The following is a 17532-nucleotide window of genomic DNA, read 5'->3' on the forward strand; positions in this document are numbered from 1 at the left end:
GTTCGCTGACCGACAATCAGCGACGTGACGTCGTCTTTCGAGTTCAACACGTACCCCGCGCGGCTGTCCGACGTGGAGCGCGACAAGGCGCTGAAGGTGCTCCGTGACGGCGTCGCCATGGGTCGGCTGTCACACGACACGTTCGTGCGGCGCATGGAACTCGCTCTTTCCGCCCGCCGCGCGGACGAGCTCGCGGCACTCACCGCCGACCTGCCCTCCGAGAGCCGTCTGTCGCGTCTGGTGTTCGGCACCGTCGAGGCGGTGTCCGGCTTCACCGTACGGCTGCGCAGGGCATGGCAGGCCGAGCGGCTGCCCAAGCTGCTGCTGCCCCACCCGTCGGCCGGCCACCCGCTGCGCATCGGCCGCGACCCCCTCAACGGGCTGCGGCTGACCCACGAGACGGTGTCCCGGGTACACGCCGAACTGAGTCATCAGGGGGGCCTGTGGGTGTTGCGCGACCTCGGCTCCACCAACGGCACCACGGTGAACGGCCGACGCGTCATCGGTGCCGTCGTGGTCCGCGAGGGAGACCAGGTCGGCTTCGGCCGGATGTCGTTCCGGCTCGCCGCGAACTGAGCCCTGCCCCGGCTCTGGCCTGCACCTTGGTTGAAGTGTTGACTCAAGCCCCTTTGCCCTCTGCGGTGTTGACGTAGTCGTCAACTCGTGACTGACTGTGCGTACACCATGCACATCAGGTGAACCGACGGCACCACATTGTGGAGGTGTGCCCTGCCGCCACTCCTCCGCTACCCGAGCGTCGACGAGCTGGGCGCCCGGGCGGCCGCACTCGTCGCCCGCCGGCCCCGAGACGCGCGTCTGCGCCGCGTCGGGACGTCTCGCGCGGGCACGCCCCTGTGGCTGTTGTCCGTCGGCCACGGCAGCCGTCAGGCCCTCGTCGTGGCCGGTCCGCACGCCAACGAGCCGGTCGGTGGTGCCACCGTGCTCCGGCTGGCCGAACGGGTGCTCGCCGACCCCCGGCTGCACGAGGGTGCCGACGCCACCTGGAACCTGCTGCTGTGCCTCGACCCCGACGGCCTGCGCCGCAACGAGGGCTGGCTGCACGGCCCGTACGCCCTCTCCGGCTACTTCCGGCACTTCTTCCGGCCCGGCTTCCTGGAACAGCCCGAATGGCTGCCGGACGGCGCGGACCGCGCCACGCTGCCCGAGACCCGCGCGCTGCTCGGACTCCAGGACGAACTGCGGCCCTTCCTGCATTGCTCCCTGCACGGCGTCGACGTCGGCGGCGGCTTCGTCGAGCTGACCCACGACCTGCCCGGCCTCGCCCAGCGCGTCGCCCACGCCGCCGCCCGCCTCGGCATCCCGCGCGAGCTCGGCCCCTACGACACGCTGTACTGGCCGGAACTGGGGCCCGCCGTCTACCGGATCCCGAGGCCACGCCGAGGCGACCTGGCCGCCGCCATCACCGAGGCGGCCGTCGAGTCGACGTGGTTCCACCCGTACCGGCACGGCACGGTCACGGCGGTCGTCGAGGCCCCCATGTGGGGTGTGGCCGGCGTGGAGGACGGCGCCCCGCACCCAGATGAGGAAACGGTCCTGCGCAGGGTGAGCCACACACTGCGCCACGACACCCGCGTCCTGAACGGGCTGCTGGAGCGTCTGCGGCCCCACCTCCCCGCCGGACCCGAGACGGCCCGGCTGCTCGCCCCGGTCGACGACTATTTACTGGTCTGTCCCGGACTCGCCGACACCTGGGACCCCGACGTCGGGGACCCGGTCGGCGTACACCCCCTTCCCCCGCTCAGCACCGCCCACCTGGCCGCCCTGCGCATCGCCGGGCGGCGGCTCGCGCTGCGGACCGCCGGGCTGCTGCACCAGCTCGTCACGGGCGCCGGGCGCGATCCGGCCGGCGCGCTGCCGGAGCTGGACCGGCTCATCGAGGAGTGGTGCGAGGACTACCGCGACGGCTGCGGGGCGCGCTGGATACCGGTCGCCCGCCAGGTGGAGTACCAGGCGCGGGTCGTGCTCGCCGCGTTCGAGCTCGCCGGGCGGCACGCGCCCGCGTGCTCCCGTTCGGGTGAGTCGGGGTGGAATGCCGGGGCCGCCGTGCCGATGCATCGGGAATGACGCATTCACTCACGGCGAAAGCGGTACGGGGCGGCCTGCTGGCGGCGGCCGCCATGCTCGTCCTCGGTGCGACTCCCGCACGGGCGATGGTCCAGGAACCGGAGCCGGGAAGCTGGCTCTACCTGACGGTCACCCGAGGCGACGCCCGCCACGGCGACCCGCACGGCACGCTGTTGCTGTGCGACCCGCCGCAGGGCCACAGGAAGGCGGCCGAGGCCTGCGCGGACCTGGAGCGGGTGGGCGGTGACATCAGCCGGCTCCGCACGGTGGACTCGTTCTGCCCGATGATCTACGCGCCGGTGACCGTCCACGCGCGCGGGGAGTGGAACGGACGGCCGGTCGACTACCGCGAGACCTTCGCCAACGGGTGCGCGATGGGCGCGCGGACGGGGTCGGTGTTCGCCCTGGAGGGCTGACGCCGTAGGCCACACGGACGCACGCGCGCGGACGGCGGCACGGCTCGCGCCGACCGGGCACAGAGGGCGGCGCGCGGCTCACGCCGCCCGGTCGCGCGCGTGCATGGCTGCCGCGACGACCGTGCGGGACTGGTGCTCGACCTGGTGCTCCAGCGGCACCCAGCGGGCGCGGAAGCGTTCGGCGAAGGCGTCGCTCCAACTCGCCACGAGGTGTTCGAGGCGCTGCGCCCCACGGTCGTCGGCCTCCTCGAGGACGCGCAGCAGCATGGCCGCCGCCCGCAGCGGCAGCCGGCGCCCGAAGGCGTCCACGCTCCCGACGTACGCCATGGTGTTGTCGGCGGGCGGCGTGTGCGTCCAGTCGGCGGCAAGACCTGGCACCAGCTCCAGCGCCCACTTCGACGCCCGCAGCAAGGGCCCGTCGGCCCCCTCCAGACGGGGGAGTGCCTCGGCGAGCACCCGCTCCACCTCCAGCGTGTCCCGCAGCAGCCGGGCCGCCAGCCGTCGCATCGCCCTGGCCGGCGCCGGATGCGGCGCCGGATCGTCCACCAGGTCGCTCGCCCACATCGGCACCTCCACGACCGCGGTCAGCCCGCCGTACCGGTGCACGTGGTACCAGGTGCTGCTCCGCGCGTCGTCCGGCATGCTCGGATACGCCGCCCCCGCACCCGGCGCCGGCATGACGTGCACGCCGGGTCCGGACGCAGGCCAGCCCGCCGCGTCCGAGGCGCCGGTCTCCACCGGGATGTGCAGCTGCGCCGCCGACTTCGCGAACGGCTCGGCGAGTCCGGGAACGTCCTTCGTCAACTGCACCCAGCTGCCGCCCAGATCGGTCCCGTGCAGCGTCACCTGGAGGTAGGGGCGCAGTTCGTCGATCACCCGGGTCAGCGCGCGCGTCTCGGGCGGCAGCCGGTCGGGCGGCAGCGCGGCCGGCGCCCACTCCGGCTGCTCCGGGGCCGCGGGCCGGAAGAAGCCGCGGTGGTAGTCGAACAGGGTGCGGGGCGCCGGCGTGACATGCAGGCTCGCCCCGTCGGGATCCGCGCACAGCAGGAAGTGCCAGGAGGTGTCGGCCCGCAACTCCCACTCGTGCAGTACCCGTTCGGCGACCGCGAGGAGTGTGGGGCCGCCCGTGGGCTCGTTGGAATGCGCGCCGGCGACCACCAGGACGGCGTGTCGGGCGTGACCGATGGACAGCAGGTGGAGGGGTCTGCCCGCCCGGGAGGCCCCCACCTGTCTCAGGGTGCACAGGCCCGGACGGTGAGCGGCCAGTGCGCGGGCGGACAGGACTAGTTCGGTCAGGGTGGGGTAGCGCAGCTCCGGCAGGAGACTCACCCCCGTTACGTCCGCCCGGCTCGCATCCGCAGTACCCCACGGTCTGGTTTACCTGTCAAGGAGTTCACGGGGGAGGCTCCCCGGGGCGCCCAGTTGCATTGACCGCCGAGAGGTACGGGCGGCCGGCGTCAGCGGGAGGGCCGGGTCCGCCCTGCCGGGCCGTCGGGCACCCTTCTCCTGCACTGATACGTGTCGGGGAAGCCGGGCGTGCGGAGGGCCGCGGCGCTCGTCACCACGCGCCGGCCGCCGTACCCGAGCCCCGGGAGCGCACGCGGGCCCGAGCCGGTCGCGGGCACGAAGCCACGGCGCGCCACGCGACCGTACGCCCCGTAGGCGCCCTCGGCTCACACCTCTGCTTCCCCAGCGACCCTTTCGAGCAACGCCACCGGCAGGTGCGCGAACAACTCCGCCACGCGCGCGTGCCCGGTGAACTCCCGCTCCGGAGCGAGCACATCGGCCCACCGCCCCGGCGGCAACGGCAGCACCGTGTCGCGCCAGCCACCCGACCGGGCCAGCCGCAGCGACAGCCGTGTCACGGCCGTGACCACCTCCGCGGAGCGCGCGAAGGCCACACAGTGGGCGGCCGACGGGCCCTCGGCGGTCAAGGGCGCGTACGAGGCCGAGTCGCCGAACACCTCCGGACGCCGCCTGCGCAGCTGGAGCGCGGCCGTCGTCACCGCGCCCTTCTCGCCGGGGTCCTCGTGCGGGAACCGCGCGACCCGGCGGTTGTCCGGGTCGACGAGAGCCCGGTACTCGCCCTCCGTGCCCTGATAGACGTCCGGCACACCTGGCATCGTCAACTGGGCCAGGGCCATGCCCAGCACGTTCGCCCGGACGTGCGGCGTGAGGTGCCCCCGGAAGGCGGCCACGCGCTCGCCGGGCGCACCGCACGGCCCCGCGGCGACGAACGCCGCCACCGCCTCCTCGTACGGCGGCTCCTGCTCCGTCCAGCTGGTGAGCAACCCGGCCTCGCGCACATGCTTCAACAGCGCCCCCTGAACGCGGTCGACGTCCGCCTCGCCCAGCCCGAACACCGTCTGCCAGGCAGCCCACGCCAACTGCGCGTCGGGGACTCCCTCGCCGTCGCGGGTCACCTCGGTCAGCACGTCCGCCCAGCGCTCCGGGCACTGCGTGAGCACGGCCAGAGCGGCCCGTACGTCGGCACTGCGCTTGGTGTCGTGCGTCGACACGACCGTCCCGGTGCCGGGCCAGTCGCGCTGCACGCGCGCGCAGTACGCGTGGAACTCGTCCGGCGAGACCGCGGGGCTCCCCGGGTTCCCGCCCACCTCGGTCGCCGACAGCAGCGGCACATGGCGGTAGAACGCCGTGTCCTCGACGGACTTGGCCCGCAGCGCCGACGCCGTCTGCGCGAACCGCGTCCGGAACTCCACGTGCTCCGGCCCGTCACCGGCCCGCCCGAGCACCAGGTCGCGCACGACGTCGACCGCGCCGGCCTCCTCGGGCACCACGAACGCGAGCCGGGCCTCGGCCGCGGCCTCCTCGGTGACCACGCGGGCCGCGTCACCGCAGGCGTACGGCCGGTAGACCTCCAGCCGGACGAGGAGTTCCTGAAGGGCGGTACGCAGCGCCCAAGGCGCCCGGTCGCGCAGCGCGGGTTCCGGGGACGTGGCGCAGAGGCGGCCGGCCACCCGCGTCAGGCGGTCGACCTCCGTGGCCAGCTCGTGCGTGAGCACCTTGTACGCCGCCCGCCGCACCGTCGCCTCCCAGTCGCCGCCCCGGTCCGTCTGCGGGGCCGCGAACCGCCGGTACTGGCCGAGGAGTTCCCCGAACCCGGCCGGGTCGGTGAAGAGGCCGTCCACGTACCGCAGGGCGTCGTAGCCGGTGGTGCCCGCGACGGGCCAGGAGGCCGGCAGATGCTCCCCGTCCGACAGGATCTTCTCCACGACCGTCCAGCGCCCGCCGGTCGCCTCGTGAAGGCGCTGAAGATATCCGCCGGGGTCGGCGAGGCCGTCGGGATGGTCGATGCGCAGCCCGTCGATCACGCCCTCGTGGAGGAGCTGGAGGATCTTGGCATGCGTGGCGTCGAACACCTCCGGGTCCTCGACCCGCACCCCGATCAGCTCCGAGATGCTGAAGAACCGCCGGTAGTTGAGCTCCGTACGGGCCAGCCGCCACCACGCCAGGCGGTACCACTGCGCGTCCAGGAGCTGCGGCAGCGGCAGTTCCTCGGTGCCCTCGCGCAACGGGAAGACATGGTCGTAGTAGCGCAGGACGTCTCCGTCCACCTCCAGGTGGGCGAACTCCTCGCCCAGTGGACTCCCCAGTACCGGCAGCAGCACCCGGCCGCCCTGCGCCTCCCAGTCGATGTCGAACCATCGCGCGTACGGCGACTCGGGGCCCTCGCGCAGTACCTCCCACAGGGCTCGGTTGTGGCGCGGTGCCATCGCCATGTGGTTCGGCACGATGTCCACCACCAGGCCCAGACCGTGTTCACGCGCGGTGCGCGCCAGCGCGCGCAGCCCCTCCTCACCGCCCAGTTCCTCGCGCACGCGCGCGTGGTCCACGACGTCATAGCCGTGCCCCGACCCCGGTACCGCCTCCAGGACCGGGGACAGATGCAGATGCGAGACGCCGAGCGAGGCCAGGTACGGCACGGCCGCCGCCGCGGCCTCGAACGGGAACGCGGGCTGCAATTGCAGCCGGTAGGTGGCGGTCGGCACCATCGGGTCAGGTCGCTCAGGTGTCATGGAGACCTACGTACCCGCCCTGCCGCCCTTCGTGTCATCGTCCCCTCCAGGTGGGCCCACGCGCGAACCCGGCTCTCGGCCCGGCTCACCCGGCTCTCGGCAGGGTGAGCCGGCCTAGACCGGCCGCTGCAACACCGTCATGCTCCGGTCCACCAGCGTCAACCGCTCCCCGGCCTGCACCTTGGGGCCGGTCCCCGGCGGTACACCGTCCGCCCGGGCGGTGTCGACGACCACCTGCCACTGACGGCCGTGGTTGACCGGCACGACGAAGCCGAGGGTCTTCGGGGAGGCGTTGAACATCAGCAGGAACGAGTCGTCGCTGATGCGTTCCCCGCGCGGGCCCGGCTCCGAGATCGCGTTGCCGTTGAGGAACACGGTCAGCGTCGACGCCTGCGCCCGGTCCCAGTCCCGCTGGGCCATCTCCTTGCCCTGCGGGGTGAACCAGGCGATGTCCGACAGGTCGTCGTGCGTGCCCTCCACGGGGCGCCCGTGGAAGAAGCGCCGCCTGCGGAAGACCGGATGGTCCCGCCGCAGCCACACCATCGCGCGCGTGAAGGCGAGCAGCCCGCTGTCGCCCTCCTCGGCGCCGTCCTCCGAGCCGAGCCACCTGACCCAGGCCAGCTCGCTGTCCTGGCAGTAGGCGTTGTTGTTGCCGCGCTGCGTGCGCGCGAACTCGTCGCCGTGGCTCAGCATCGGTACGCCCTGGGACAGCATCAGCGTGGCGATGAAGTTGCGCATCTGGCGGGCGCGCAGCTCCAGGACGGCCGGGTCGTCGGTCTCGCCCTCCGCCCCGCAGTTCCAGGACCGGTTGTGGCTCTCACCGTCCCGGTTGTCCTCGCCGTTGGCATGGTTGTGCTTGTCGTTGTACGAGACGAGATCGTGCAGGGTGAAGCCGTCGTGGCAGGTCACGAAGTTGATGGAGGCCAGCGGGCGCCGCCCGTCGTCCTGGTACAGGTCGGACGAACCCGTCAGCCGGGACGCGAACTCCGCCAGGGCGCGTGGTTCGCCGCGCCACAGGTCCCGTACGGTGTCGCGGTACTTGCCGTTCCACTCGGTCCACATCGGCGGGAAGTTGCCCACCTGGTAACCGCCCTCGCCCACGTCCCACGGCTCGGCGATCAGCTTCACCTGGGAGACCACCGGGTCCTGCTGCACCAGGTCGAAGAACGACGACAGCCGGTCCACCTCGTGGAACTGCCGGGCCAGGGTGGCCGCGAGGTCGAAGCGGAAGCCGTCGACGTGCATCTCGGTGACCCAGTACCGCAGGGAGTCCATGATCAGCTGGAGGACGTGCGGGGACCGCATGAGCAGGGAGTTCCCGGTCCCGGTGGTGTCCATGTAGTAGCGCGGGTCGTCGGTGAGCCGGTAGTACTGCGGATTGTCCAGGCCCCGGAAGGACAGCGTGGGGCCCAGATGGTTGCCCTCGGCGGTGTGGTTGTAGACCACGTCGAGGATGACCTCGATACCGGCCTCGTGCAGCGCCCGCACCGCCGACTTGAACTCCAGGACCTGCTGGCCGCGGTCGCCCCAGGAGGCGTACGCGTTGTGCGGGGCGAAGAAACCGATGGTGTTGTAGCCCCAGTAGTTGTTCAGGCCCATGTCGACCAGCCGGTGGTCGTTGACGAACTGGTGGACCGGCATCAGCTCCAATGCCGTCACGCCCAGCGCGGTGAGGTGCTCGATGAGCGCCGGGTGCGCGAGGGCGGCGTAGGTGCCGCGCAGCTCCTCGGGCAGCCCCGGGTGCTGCATCGTCAGGCCCTTCACATGGGCCTCGTAGATCACCGTGTGGTGGTACTCGGTGCGCGGCCGCCGGTCGTCGCCCCAGTCGAAGTACGGGTTCACCACGACCGACGACATCATGTGCGGCGCCGAATCCAGGTCGTTGCGCCGGTCGGGTGCGTCGAAGTGGTAGCCGTACACCTCCTCGCCCCAGTGGATCGCGCCGCTGATCGCCTTGGCGTACGGGTCCAGCAGCAGCTTCGCGGAATTGCAGCGCAGACCGCGCTCCGGGGCGTAGGGGCCGTGCACCCGGAAGCCGTAGCGCTGCCCCGGCATGACGCCCGGCACGTACGCGTGCCGCACGAAGGCGTCGCTCTCCCGCAGTTCCACCGCCGTCTCCGAGCCGTCGTCGTGCAGCAGACACAGCTCTACTCGGTCCGCGGCCTCCGTGAAGACCGCGAAGTTGGTGCCGGCGCCGTCGTAGGTGGCACCGAGTGGATATGCCTCTCCAGGCCAGACCTGCATGGACACGACTCTTTCAGCTGGAGCGCGCCGTCGGGGGCGCCTTGACGTCGAGTCTCCCCGAAAGTGATGGAACCACCTATGACTTACGTCCCTCTTACCGGTCGACCAGTGCATACGCGGTATGCCGAACCAGTGGGGCAAACACGTACTCCCGGGGATTTGGGGGAGTAGGGGGAAGATGTGCGCGAGATAGTGCACCGCCATCTGGGCAAGGTGGTGGCCGGTGCGGCCATCGCGGTGGCCGGAACCGCCGTGATGATCGGAATCACCCTGCCGGGCACGGCGGGGGCTGACACAACGGGGGGGACCGACAGCGGGGGCCAGTCCACCCAGCAGTCGGCTCAGGGGCAGAACGGCGCCGCCGCCGTACAGCCCGGTGTGGTCGAAGAAGCGCCGGCCGAGGGCGATCGTGGCAAGGGCAACGATCCCCTGACCGACGACGAGATCGCGCGGGTGGAGAAGCTCGCGGTGAACCGGCAGCTGATCGACCGCAGCGAGAACGTCAGGGGCGCGCGTGGCCCGCAGCGCATCGACGTCCAGCTGGCCGAGCCGGACGCCGACGAGGTCGACGACGCGAGCGCGCCCCGGCGCGCCGACGTGACGGTCTACGACTACCAGGACGACACCCTCGTCACCAGGACCGTCAACCTCGACACGGGCAAGGTCGAGCGGACCGCCACCCAGCGCGGCGTCCAGCCGCCGCTGAGCCTCGCCGAGCAGACCGAGGCCGCCAAGCTGCTGATCGCCGACCCGCTGGGCGCCGGTCTGAAGGCGGACTACAAGGACGCCACCGGCAAGGAGCTCACCTCCCCGGAGCAGCTCCAGCTGAGCAGCATGGTGTACCGGGCCGCTCCGGGCGGGTCGGCGTCGGTCGAGAAGTGCGGCGAACACCGCTGCACCCGGCTGTTCCCGAAGGTCAAGAACGGGTCGTGGATCGACACCCGGGCGTTCGTCATCGACCTGAGCGCCCGCAAGGTGATCCGCCTCGGCTGAGGCGACCGTCCGTTCACTTTTCCAACTCTGTACCTCCTGTAAGGGAGTCACCTCTTCATGCGCGTCAACAGAATCAGCCGTGCCCGCAGGCGGGCGGCCCTCGGTCTGTCCCTGGCCGCGCTGGCCGCCGGCGCGACGACCGGAGCGGGACCGGCCGCCGCCCAGCCCAAGGCCGCCGCCGCTCCGGCCCCCAATTGCAGCGCGGCCTACCGCATCGAGCAGAAGCTCTCCACCGGAACCACCTGGCGGATGTGCTGGCGCTTCAACAGCACGTCCGGTGTCGTCCTGGAGGACATCTCCTACCAGCCGCCCGGCGAGGCCAAGCCGATCAAGGTCCTCAACAGCGCCAAGCTGGCCCAGATCCATGTGCCGTACGACGACGGCGGCTCCGAGTTCAACGACGTGACGGACTACAACTTCGGCAACGGTCTGCTGAACATGAAGCCCGCGGAATGCCCGGGCGGCACCATCAAGACCGTCAAGGTCCGCGAGCCCATGTACTCCAACTCCCAGGACGTCAAGGGTCTGTGCGCCACGACCCGGTCCCGCGGCCACGCCTACCACTTGCAGACCGAGCCGCCGAACGGGAACATCGGCAAGACCTACCAGGCCCAGGGCAAGGACCTGCTGCTCTACACCGTCAACAAGGTGAGCTGGTACGAGTACATCACCGAGTGGCGGTTCCAGGACGACGGCACCATGACCATGAACGTCGGCGCGACCGGCAGCCTCGCGCCGGAGGACTACGACGCCGGTGACGGGCGCGGCTGGCCCATCGGCAAGGGCGCCAAGGACTACGCGGACAGCCACAGCCACAACGTCTTCTGGCGGCTCGACTTCGGCCTCGACGGCTCCTCCAAGACCCGAGTGGAGCAGTACGACTCGAAGGTCACCCCGGCCGCGGGCGACCGGGGTCCGACCAACAAGACGACGCTCACGAAGGTCACCAAGGAACTCGCCGGCGACGCCAAGAACATGCGCTGGTGGCGGGTGGTCAGCGCGACCGGCAAGAACAAGGACGGGCACGCGCGCTCGTACGAGCTCGTCCCGGGCGCCCAGACCAAGTATCCGGGCCGCCCCTTCACCAACCACGACGTGTACTTCACCGAGTACAACAAGTGCGAGCAGTACGCGAGTGGCAACCTGGGCGCCTGCGGTGCCGGACACCCCAAGGACGTCGACAAGTGGGTCAACGGGCAGTCCCTCACTCACCCCGTGGTCTGGATGAACGTGGGCTTCCACCACATCGTGCGCGACGAGGACCAGCAGCCGATGCCGGTCCACTGGCAGGGCTTCTCGATCGCCCCGCGTGACGTGACCGCTATGAATCCGCTCACTCCGGCGGACCTCAAGGGCATCAACGGGCACGTCGGCCGGGACAGTTGAGAAACGACCCTGTCCATCCGGCTGCACCGCCCGCCGCTCCCGGAGTACCCTTCCTTGATCGTTGGGACGGGGATGCTCGGGGGAGCGGAAGGCGGTGCGCGGGTGGGCTCGGGAGGGCTGGAGTTGCCCCCTGGTGACGAGGGTCACGAGGGGAACTCCGCAGACGTCCCGCCCGGCACGGTGTCCCTGGCCCGGCCGATGGAGACCAGCTCCATCGGGCCGGAGCTGGACTGGGACACCGAGGCCTGGCTCGAGGTGCGCACCCGCGCCCAGCGAGCCGGCCGGGCCTACATCTGGCTGAACCTCGTCGAACAGCGGCTGCGCGCGGTCGTGGCCGCTGTCGTGCGCCCCATCTACGAACCCGTCCACGGCGACGACTGGGTGGTGGCCGCGGCCGGACCGGCCGGCCAGGAGTGGGTGCAGCGCGCGGTCGCCGTGCGCGAAGTCAGCCGCCGCAAGGGCTACTTGCTGGACCCGGCCGACGACAACGTCCTCAGTTTCCTCACGCTGCCGCAGCTGCGCGAGCTGATGGTGCAGCACTGGCCGTGTTTCGAGCCGTACGTCGACGACCGCCGGGACGTCGAACTCGCCCTGGACGAGCTCGAAGTGACCCGGAACGTCGTCTCCCGCAACCGCGCCCTGTCCGAGGCGGTCCTCAACCAGGCCGAACGGGCCTCGGCGCGTCTGCTGGAGGTCCTCGGCACGGGCGGCGACGTGCCGTCTGCGCGCCGGCTGCCCATCGACGCCGTCGAGGACCTGGTCGGCGACCGGTACGCCGACGTGGTCGCCGTGCACTCCGACCGGGTACGGCTGCTGCGCCAGTTCCCGGCCGAGGACATCTTCGGCGGCGCGCGCAGGCTCGACGCCATCGGTATCGGGCTCAACCTGCTCGTGCAGAACTTCTCCGGCCGCCGTCTGGTGCGGCTCGCCGAGTCCGGCTGCCGGGTGCGGCTGCTGTTCCTGAACCCGGCCTCCAGCGCGGTCAAGCGGCGCGAACGCGAACTCGGCATCAAGCGCGGCGAGCTGAGCCGCGCCGTCGAGATGAACATCCTCCACATGCGCCGGGTCCGGTCCCGGCTGCGGGACCCGGGCGCGTTCGAGATCCAGGTCTTCGACGAGACGCCCCGCTTCACCGCCTACCTCGTGGACGGCGACGGCTCCGACGGCATCGCGGTCGTGCAGACCTATCTGCGCCGGATGCGCGGGCTGGAGGCGCCGGTCCTGGTGCTGCGCAACGGCAGCCGGGTGGTCAAGTCGGACGAGATGGACGAAGGCGGTCTTTTCCCTACGTACCGCGAGGAGTTCGAGCTCATGTGGGCGGATTCGCGGCCGGTGTCCTGAACCGTCCCGCACCCGTTCCGCCGCACAAACGGAACGCGGTCCTCTGATTGTCAGTGGCCCATGGGAAGGTGGAGACCACTGGGGGAACGCACCACCAAGAAGGGGGACCGCCCATGGGCTGGCACCGTGAGCTGCTGATCGGCTTCGACCTGGAGACGACCGGGACCGATCCGCGCGAGGCGCGCATCGTCACCGCCGCCGTGATCGAGGTCAGGGGCGGGCAGCCCATAGGACGCAAGGAGTGGCTGGCCGATCCGGGCGTGGAGATCCCGGCGGACGCGGTCGCGGTCCACGGCATCAGCAACGAGCGCGCGGCCGCCGAGGGCCGCCCCGCCGACCAGGTGGCGGACGCCGTCGCGGACGTCCTCGTGACCTACTGGAAGACGGGCGTGCCGGTCGTCGCCTACAACGCGGCCTTCGACCTGAGCCTGCTCTCCGCCGAACTGCGGCGGTACGGACTGCCGTCCCTGCGCGACCGGCTGGGCGGCCTGGACCCCGCCCCGGTCATCGACCCGTACACCATCGACCGCTGGGCCGACCGCTACCGCCGTGGCAAGCGCAACCTCGAAGCGGTCTGCCGGGAGTACGGCATCGCCCTCGACGCCGCCCACGACGCCTGCGCCGACGCCCTCGCCGCGGCCCGGCTGGCCTGTGCGATAGGCGACCGCCACCCCAAGATCGCGGCCCTCGGCCCGGCGGAGCTGCACCTTCGCCAGATCGAGTGGTACGCCGAGTGGGCGGCGGACTTCCAGAACTTCCTGCGCCGCAAGGGCGACACGACCGCGGTGGTCGACGGCACGTGGCCGCTGAGGGAGCCGGCGGAAGAGACGGTGGCGGGCGAGTCGGTCTGAGGAGCGACAGGCCGGCAGGTCCAGGCCTTTCCGTCGGTCCGTCACACCGACGCCGGTGTCGCGATGCGCTCGATACGGGGCTTGGCCAGCCGCTCGTAGTCGGCACCCGAGATGAGCAGCGAGCGGTCGAGCCGGGCGGCGTTGAAGTACAGCTTCGGCTGGGCCACGACATCCGGGTCGGCGACCAGTTCGAGGTCGGGGTCGAAGCTGAACGGCAGGACGGTGCCGGGGACGGCGCGGGCCAGCCTCTCGGCGGTCTCCGCGTCGCTGAAGCCGACGTAGCGGGCGGCGAACAGCGCCCGGACGGCGTCCAGGTCCACTCGCCGGTCCCCGGGGACGACCGCGAGGACGTGACGTGTCGTGCGTCGGTCCACCTTGACCCGCAGCACGATGCACTTCGCGGCCTCGGAGGCCGGGTGCCCGCGCAGTGCGCAGACGGCCTCGGTGGAGCCTTCGGGCTCGTGGTCGATGAGACGGTGGTCGACGCAGGAGGAGTCGAGCAGGGAGATCAGGAGTTCGTAAGTGTCGTGGTGGGTGGTGCCGTCGTCGGGCTGGTCGGGCATGCGGAGTCCTTGTCGAGGGGGTGGGGCGAGGTGCGGGACGAGGTGTGCGGTGAGAGGGACGGCGAGGGTGGTCGGGGGTCGGGCGCGGCGCGGTGCGCGCGTTCCACGGCCTGTCCCCAGTACGTGCCGGCGACCATCAGAGCCGCCCCGAGGCCGGTCAGCGGGGTGAGGTGGTCACCGCCGAGGGCCACACCGACCGCGACGGCCCACACCGGCTCGGTACCCAGCAGCAGACTGGCCCGGCTGGCGGAGGTGCGCTGCACCGCCCAGGTCTGGGCCAGGAAGGCAAACACACTGCAAAACAGGGCGAGATAGACCAATTGCGCCCAGGTCGCCGGGTCCGTGCGGACCAGCGTCGGCAGGTCGAGGGCGGCGACCGGCAGGAACAGGGCCGTGCCGACGAGGGTCTGCACCGTGGTCAGTTGGAGCGGGCGGATCGCCCGGCCGGTGGTGAAGCGGCCGACCAGTGCGACATGCCCGGCCCGGACCACCGCGGCGCCGAGCATCAGCAGATCGCCGAGGCGCGGCGCGTGGAAGCCGTTGCCGGACATCAGCAGTGCGACGGCCAGGACGCACACGCCCGTCGCGGCGAAGAACGAAGCGGGCAGCGAGCCGCGGCGTCCGCCGCGGTCGAGGAGCGGGGTGAGGACGATGGTCAGGCTGATGATGAGACCGGCGTTGGCAGCGCTGGTGTGGGCGACGCCGTACGTCTCCACGACCAGGACCGCCGCCTGGGTCAGCCCCAGGGGCACACCGGCCCGCAGCTCGTCACGCGTCCACCGGCGAGCGCCGCCCCGCCGGGAGGCGACCAGACCGAGACAGGCGAGCGCGGAGAGGGCGTAGCGGGCGAACAGCACCAGCAGGACGGGCAGCGCGGCCGTCGCCGTCTGGGCGGACAGATAGCTGGATCCCCAGACGAGCGCTACAAGGAGGAGTGCCGCATCGGTACGGCGGATATCGGACACCCGCCTACGGTGCACCGGAAACATCCATGAAGCCCAGTACCACTTTCTAAAACGATCATTTAGCGGCACTACATCGTCCCTACACTGAGGCCATGGACGAACGACAGCTGCGGATCCTGCGGGAGCTCGGCGAACTGGGCAGTGTCACGGCGGTCGCCGAGGCGCTGCTGGTGACGCCGTCGGCGATCTCCCAGCAGCTACGGCTGCTCCAGCGGGCGATCCCGGTGCCGCTCACCGAGCGGCAGGGCCGTCGGCTGGTGCTCACCGACGCCGGACAGGCGCTGGCCGGGGCGGCCGTGGAGGTGGAGACGGCGCTCGCGCGGGCGCGGCACACCGTCGAGGAGTTCCTCGGGCGGCCGGACGCGGAGGTGTCGGTGGCGGCGTTCCACAGCGCGGGCTCCGCGTTCTTCCCGCTGCTGCTCCGCGCGCTCGCCGGGCCGGGTCGGCCGGTGCCGAGGCTCGCCGACGAGGACGTGCCGCAGGAGGACTTCCCGCGCCTCACCAGGGAGTACGACGTCGTTCTCGCCCACCGCCTGGATCACGCCCCGCCCTGGCCGGACACGGTGGCCACGGCGACGCTGCTGCGCGAGCCGCTCGACGTGGCCCTGCCCGCGGACCATCCGCTGGCCGGCAGGCGCCGCGTCACCCCGCGTGACGTCGCCGACGAACCATGGATCACCGTGCACGACGGCTTCCCGGTGCTCGCCGTCATCGAAGCCATCGCCGCCGCGGCCGGTCGCCGCCCTCACCTCGCCCACCGCATCAACGAGTTCGCGGTGGTGGCCGAGGCAGTGGCGGCCGGGGGCGGTATCGCCCTGATCCCGCGCTGGACGATGCGCCCGCATCCGGAGCTGGTCCTCAAGCCACTGAGCGGAGTCCAGGCCAGGCGCCACATCGACGCGCTCTACCGTCCCGAACGCACGGCCCGTACTGCGGTCCGCACCGTCCTCACCGAGCTGCGTCACGCCGCGCGCACCATCCGGAACGCAGGGCCTTGAGGACCGCGCGAGGAGACGGCCGCTTTCCGCCGTAGGCTGAGTCCCGCACATGAGGGACAGGAGACCGAGGTGGCCGAGACGGCGCTGACCGAGACGACGGTGGCCGAGGTGCTGGCCGAACTGGCCGGGCTCGACGACCCGAAGATCCGCGCGGTGAACGAGAAGCACGGCGACGATCACGGCGTGAACCTCAGCAAGCTGCGCGCGCTCGCGAAGCGGCTGAAGACACAGCAGGAACTCGCGCGCTCGCTCTGGGCGACCGAGGACACCGCTGCCCGGCTGCTGGCGCTGCTGATCTGCCGCCCGAAGGCGTTCGAGCGCGACGAGCTGGACACGATGGTGCGCGCGGCACGCACCCCCAAGGTGCACGACTGGCTCGTGAACTACGTGGTGAAGAAGAGCCCGCACTCCGAAGAGCTGCGCGTGGCCTGGTTCGCCGATCCCGATCCCGTCGTCGCCAGTGCCGGCTGGGCACTGACCACCGAGCGCGTGGCGAAGAAGCCCGCGGGCCTGGACCTCCCCGGACTGCTCGACACCATCGAGGCCGAGATGAAGGACGCCCCGGACCGGCTCCAGTGGGCGATGAACCACTGCCTGGCGCAGATCGGGATCGAGCACGCCGAGTACCGCGCTCGGGCCCTCGCCATCGGTGAGCGCCTGGAGGTGCTCAAGGACTACCCGACGTCCCCGGGCTGCACCTCACCGTTCGCCCCCGTCTGGATCGCGGAGATGGTGCGCCGGAAGAACGACACCTAGGCACTGCACGGTTGGCGCTCAGAACGCATACCACCGCACCGTCTCGTCCCCCTCCCGCAGCGACGCCACCCGCCGCTCGAACTCGGCCAACGCCTTCGGATTGCTGGGCGCGTGCTGCGCCACCCAGGCGCAGCTCGCGGTCTCGCGCGCCCCCCGCAACACGGAACACCCCTCCCACTCCCGCACATCCCAGCCGTACGCCTCGACGAACGACCGGTAGGCAGCCGCGGGCAAGCCGTACCGGTCGCGGGAGAGCGCCATGACCACCAGGTCGTGCTCGCGCAGATCGGCCGAGAAGGTCTCCAGATCCACCAGCACCGGCCCGTCCGGCCCGACATGCACATTGCGCGGCAGCGCGTCCCCATGGATCGGACCCGGCGGCAGATGAGGAGCCAGGCCGGCCGCGGCCGCCGCGAAGCCGTCCCGCCGCTCCCGCAGATACGCCGCGTCCGCCGCATCGATCGCGTCCCCCGCCAGCCGCAGCCAGCGCTCCACGCCCCCCAGCAACTCACGGGGTGGCAGCGCGAAGGAGGGCGCGGGCAGGGCGTGCACGACCCGTAGCAGTTCGGCCAAATCCCGGGGCTCGGTGGGTCGTACCGGCTCGGGCAGCCGGTGCCACACGGTCACCGGGTGCCCTTCCACCAGCAGCGGCTTCGATTCGGCGGCCCGCACCGCCGGCACGTCCGCCTCCTCCAGCCACACCGCGATGTCCAGTTCGCGCCGGGCCCGCCCCAGGAGTTCGGCGTCGCGGCCCACCTTGACGACCAGGTCACCGGCGGCGAACACCGCGTTCTCGCCCAGGGCGAGCAGGCGCGCGTCCCGCGCCGGGCCGGACAGTACTCCCGCGGCGGTCAGTACGTCCCGCGCCCGTGCCTCGTCCATCGTCCGCCTCCGTGT

15 protein-coding genes are annotated in these 17532 nt (G+C 71.6%); 9 read left to right on the top strand and 6 right to left on the bottom strand.

The window, feature by feature from the left end; all coding sequences use genetic code 11:
- The first annotated feature begins 24 nt into the window (after nt 1-24).
- The 3 genes from KUM44_RS32670 to KUM44_RS32680 all read left to right on the top strand — a co-directional run bounded on the left by KUM44_RS32670 (nt 25) and on the right by KUM44_RS32680 (nt 2501).
- Nucleotides 25-576 (top strand): DUF1707 and FHA domain-containing protein, encoded by a 552-nt coding sequence (locus tag KUM44_RS32670; protein ID WP_217213363.1) that lies wholly within the window; start codon nt 25-27, stop codon nt 574-576.
- Nucleotides 577-714: 138 nt separating this feature from the next.
- Entirely contained in the window at nt 715-2085 is a 1371-nt protein-coding gene (locus KUM44_RS32675; protein ID WP_217213364.1) for a M14 family zinc carboxypeptidase, read from the top strand.
- A complete protein-coding gene (locus KUM44_RS32680) occupies nt 2082-2501 on the top strand; it encodes an SSI family serine proteinase inhibitor (RefSeq protein WP_217213365.1) in 420 nt (139 codons plus the stop codon). Before KUM44_RS32675 ends, KUM44_RS32680 begins: the two co-directional genes overlap by 4 nt.
- A 78-nt stretch (nt 2502-2579) precedes the next feature.
- Here KUM44_RS32680 and KUM44_RS32685 read toward each other — a convergent pair whose 3' ends face one another.
- The 3 genes from KUM44_RS32685 to glgX all read right to left on the bottom strand — a co-directional run bounded on the left by KUM44_RS32685 (nt 2580) and on the right by glgX (nt 8782).
- The gene (locus KUM44_RS32685; RefSeq protein ID WP_217213366.1) at nt 2580-3830 is read right to left on the bottom strand and encodes a M14 family zinc carboxypeptidase; all 1251 of its coding nucleotides are present in this window, start codon (nt 3828-3830) and stop codon (nt 2580-2582) included.
- Between the two features lie 344 nt (nt 3831-4174).
- Nucleotides 4175-6538, bottom strand: coding sequence for a malto-oligosyltrehalose synthase (gene treY, locus KUM44_RS32690; protein WP_217213367.1), 2364 nt, complete (start codon nt 6536-6538; stop codon nt 4175-4177).
- Nucleotides 6539-6652: 114 nt separating this feature from the next.
- Nucleotides 6653-8782 (bottom strand): glycogen debranching protein GlgX, encoded by a 2130-nt coding sequence (gene glgX, locus KUM44_RS32695; RefSeq protein ID WP_217213368.1) that lies wholly within the window; start codon nt 8780-8782, stop codon nt 6653-6655.
- Nucleotides 8783-8962: 180 nt separating this feature from the next.
- On the opposite strand from glgX, the gene KUM44_RS32700 reads away from it, so the two are divergent.
- The 4 genes from KUM44_RS32700 to KUM44_RS32715 all read left to right on the top strand — a co-directional run bounded on the left by KUM44_RS32700 (nt 8963) and on the right by KUM44_RS32715 (nt 13353).
- The gene (locus tag KUM44_RS32700; RefSeq protein ID WP_217213369.1) at nt 8963-9775 is read left to right on the top strand and encodes a Tat pathway signal sequence domain protein; all 813 of its coding nucleotides are present in this window, start codon (nt 8963-8965) and stop codon (nt 9773-9775) included.
- 57 nt (nt 9776-9832) lie between these two features.
- Nucleotides 9833-11161 carry a copper amine oxidase gene (locus KUM44_RS32705; RefSeq protein WP_217213370.1) on the top strand — a complete coding sequence of 443 codons (1329 nt, stop codon included), beginning with the start codon at nt 9833-9835 and terminating at the stop codon, nt 11159-11161.
- A gap of 72 nt (nt 11162-11233) precedes the next feature.
- A complete protein-coding gene (locus KUM44_RS32710; RefSeq protein ID WP_217213435.1) occupies nt 11234-12502 on the top strand; it encodes an SAV2148 family HEPN domain-containing protein in 1269 nt (422 codons plus the stop codon).
- Nucleotides 12503-12615: 113 nt separating this feature from the next.
- Complete coding sequence (locus KUM44_RS32715) at nt 12616-13353, top strand: 3'-5' exonuclease (protein ID WP_217213371.1); 738 nt, start codon at nt 12616-12618, stop codon at nt 13351-13353.
- Nucleotides 13354-13394: 41 nt separating this feature from the next.
- Here KUM44_RS32715 and KUM44_RS32720 read toward each other — a convergent pair whose 3' ends face one another.
- Nucleotides 13395-13916, bottom strand: coding sequence for a YbaK/EbsC family protein (locus KUM44_RS32720; protein ID WP_217213372.1), 522 nt, complete (start codon nt 13914-13916; stop codon nt 13395-13397).
- A complete protein-coding gene (locus tag KUM44_RS32725) occupies nt 13862-14881 on the bottom strand; it encodes a DMT family transporter (RefSeq protein ID WP_217213373.1) in 1020 nt (339 codons plus the stop codon). The genes KUM44_RS32720 and KUM44_RS32725 overlap by 55 nt, the downstream gene beginning before the upstream one ends.
- A 92-nt stretch (nt 14882-14973) precedes the next feature.
- Between KUM44_RS32725 and KUM44_RS32730 the strand changes: the two genes are divergently transcribed.
- Together KUM44_RS32730 and KUM44_RS32735 are read left to right on the top strand one after the other, a co-directional pair.
- Nucleotides 14974-15879 (top strand): LysR family transcriptional regulator, encoded by a 906-nt coding sequence (locus KUM44_RS32730; protein ID WP_217213374.1) that lies wholly within the window; start codon nt 14974-14976, stop codon nt 15877-15879.
- A gap of 69 nt (nt 15880-15948) precedes the next feature.
- Complete coding sequence (locus KUM44_RS32735; RefSeq protein ID WP_217213375.1) at nt 15949-16635, top strand: DNA alkylation repair protein; 687 nt, start codon at nt 15949-15951, stop codon at nt 16633-16635.
- Nucleotides 16636-16653: 18 nt separating this feature from the next.
- On the opposite strand, the gene KUM44_RS32740 is transcribed toward KUM44_RS32735, so the two are convergent.
- Nucleotides 16654-17517 (bottom strand): phosphotransferase enzyme family protein, encoded by an 864-nt coding sequence (locus KUM44_RS32740; protein WP_217213376.1) that lies wholly within the window; start codon nt 17515-17517, stop codon nt 16654-16656.
- Between the last annotated feature and the right edge of the window lie 15 nt (nt 17518-17532).

Source organism: Streptomyces sp. AC550_RSS872 (genome assembly GCF_019049285.1).
Classification (GTDB): Bacteria; Actinomycetota; Actinomycetes; order Streptomycetales; family Streptomycetaceae; genus Streptomyces.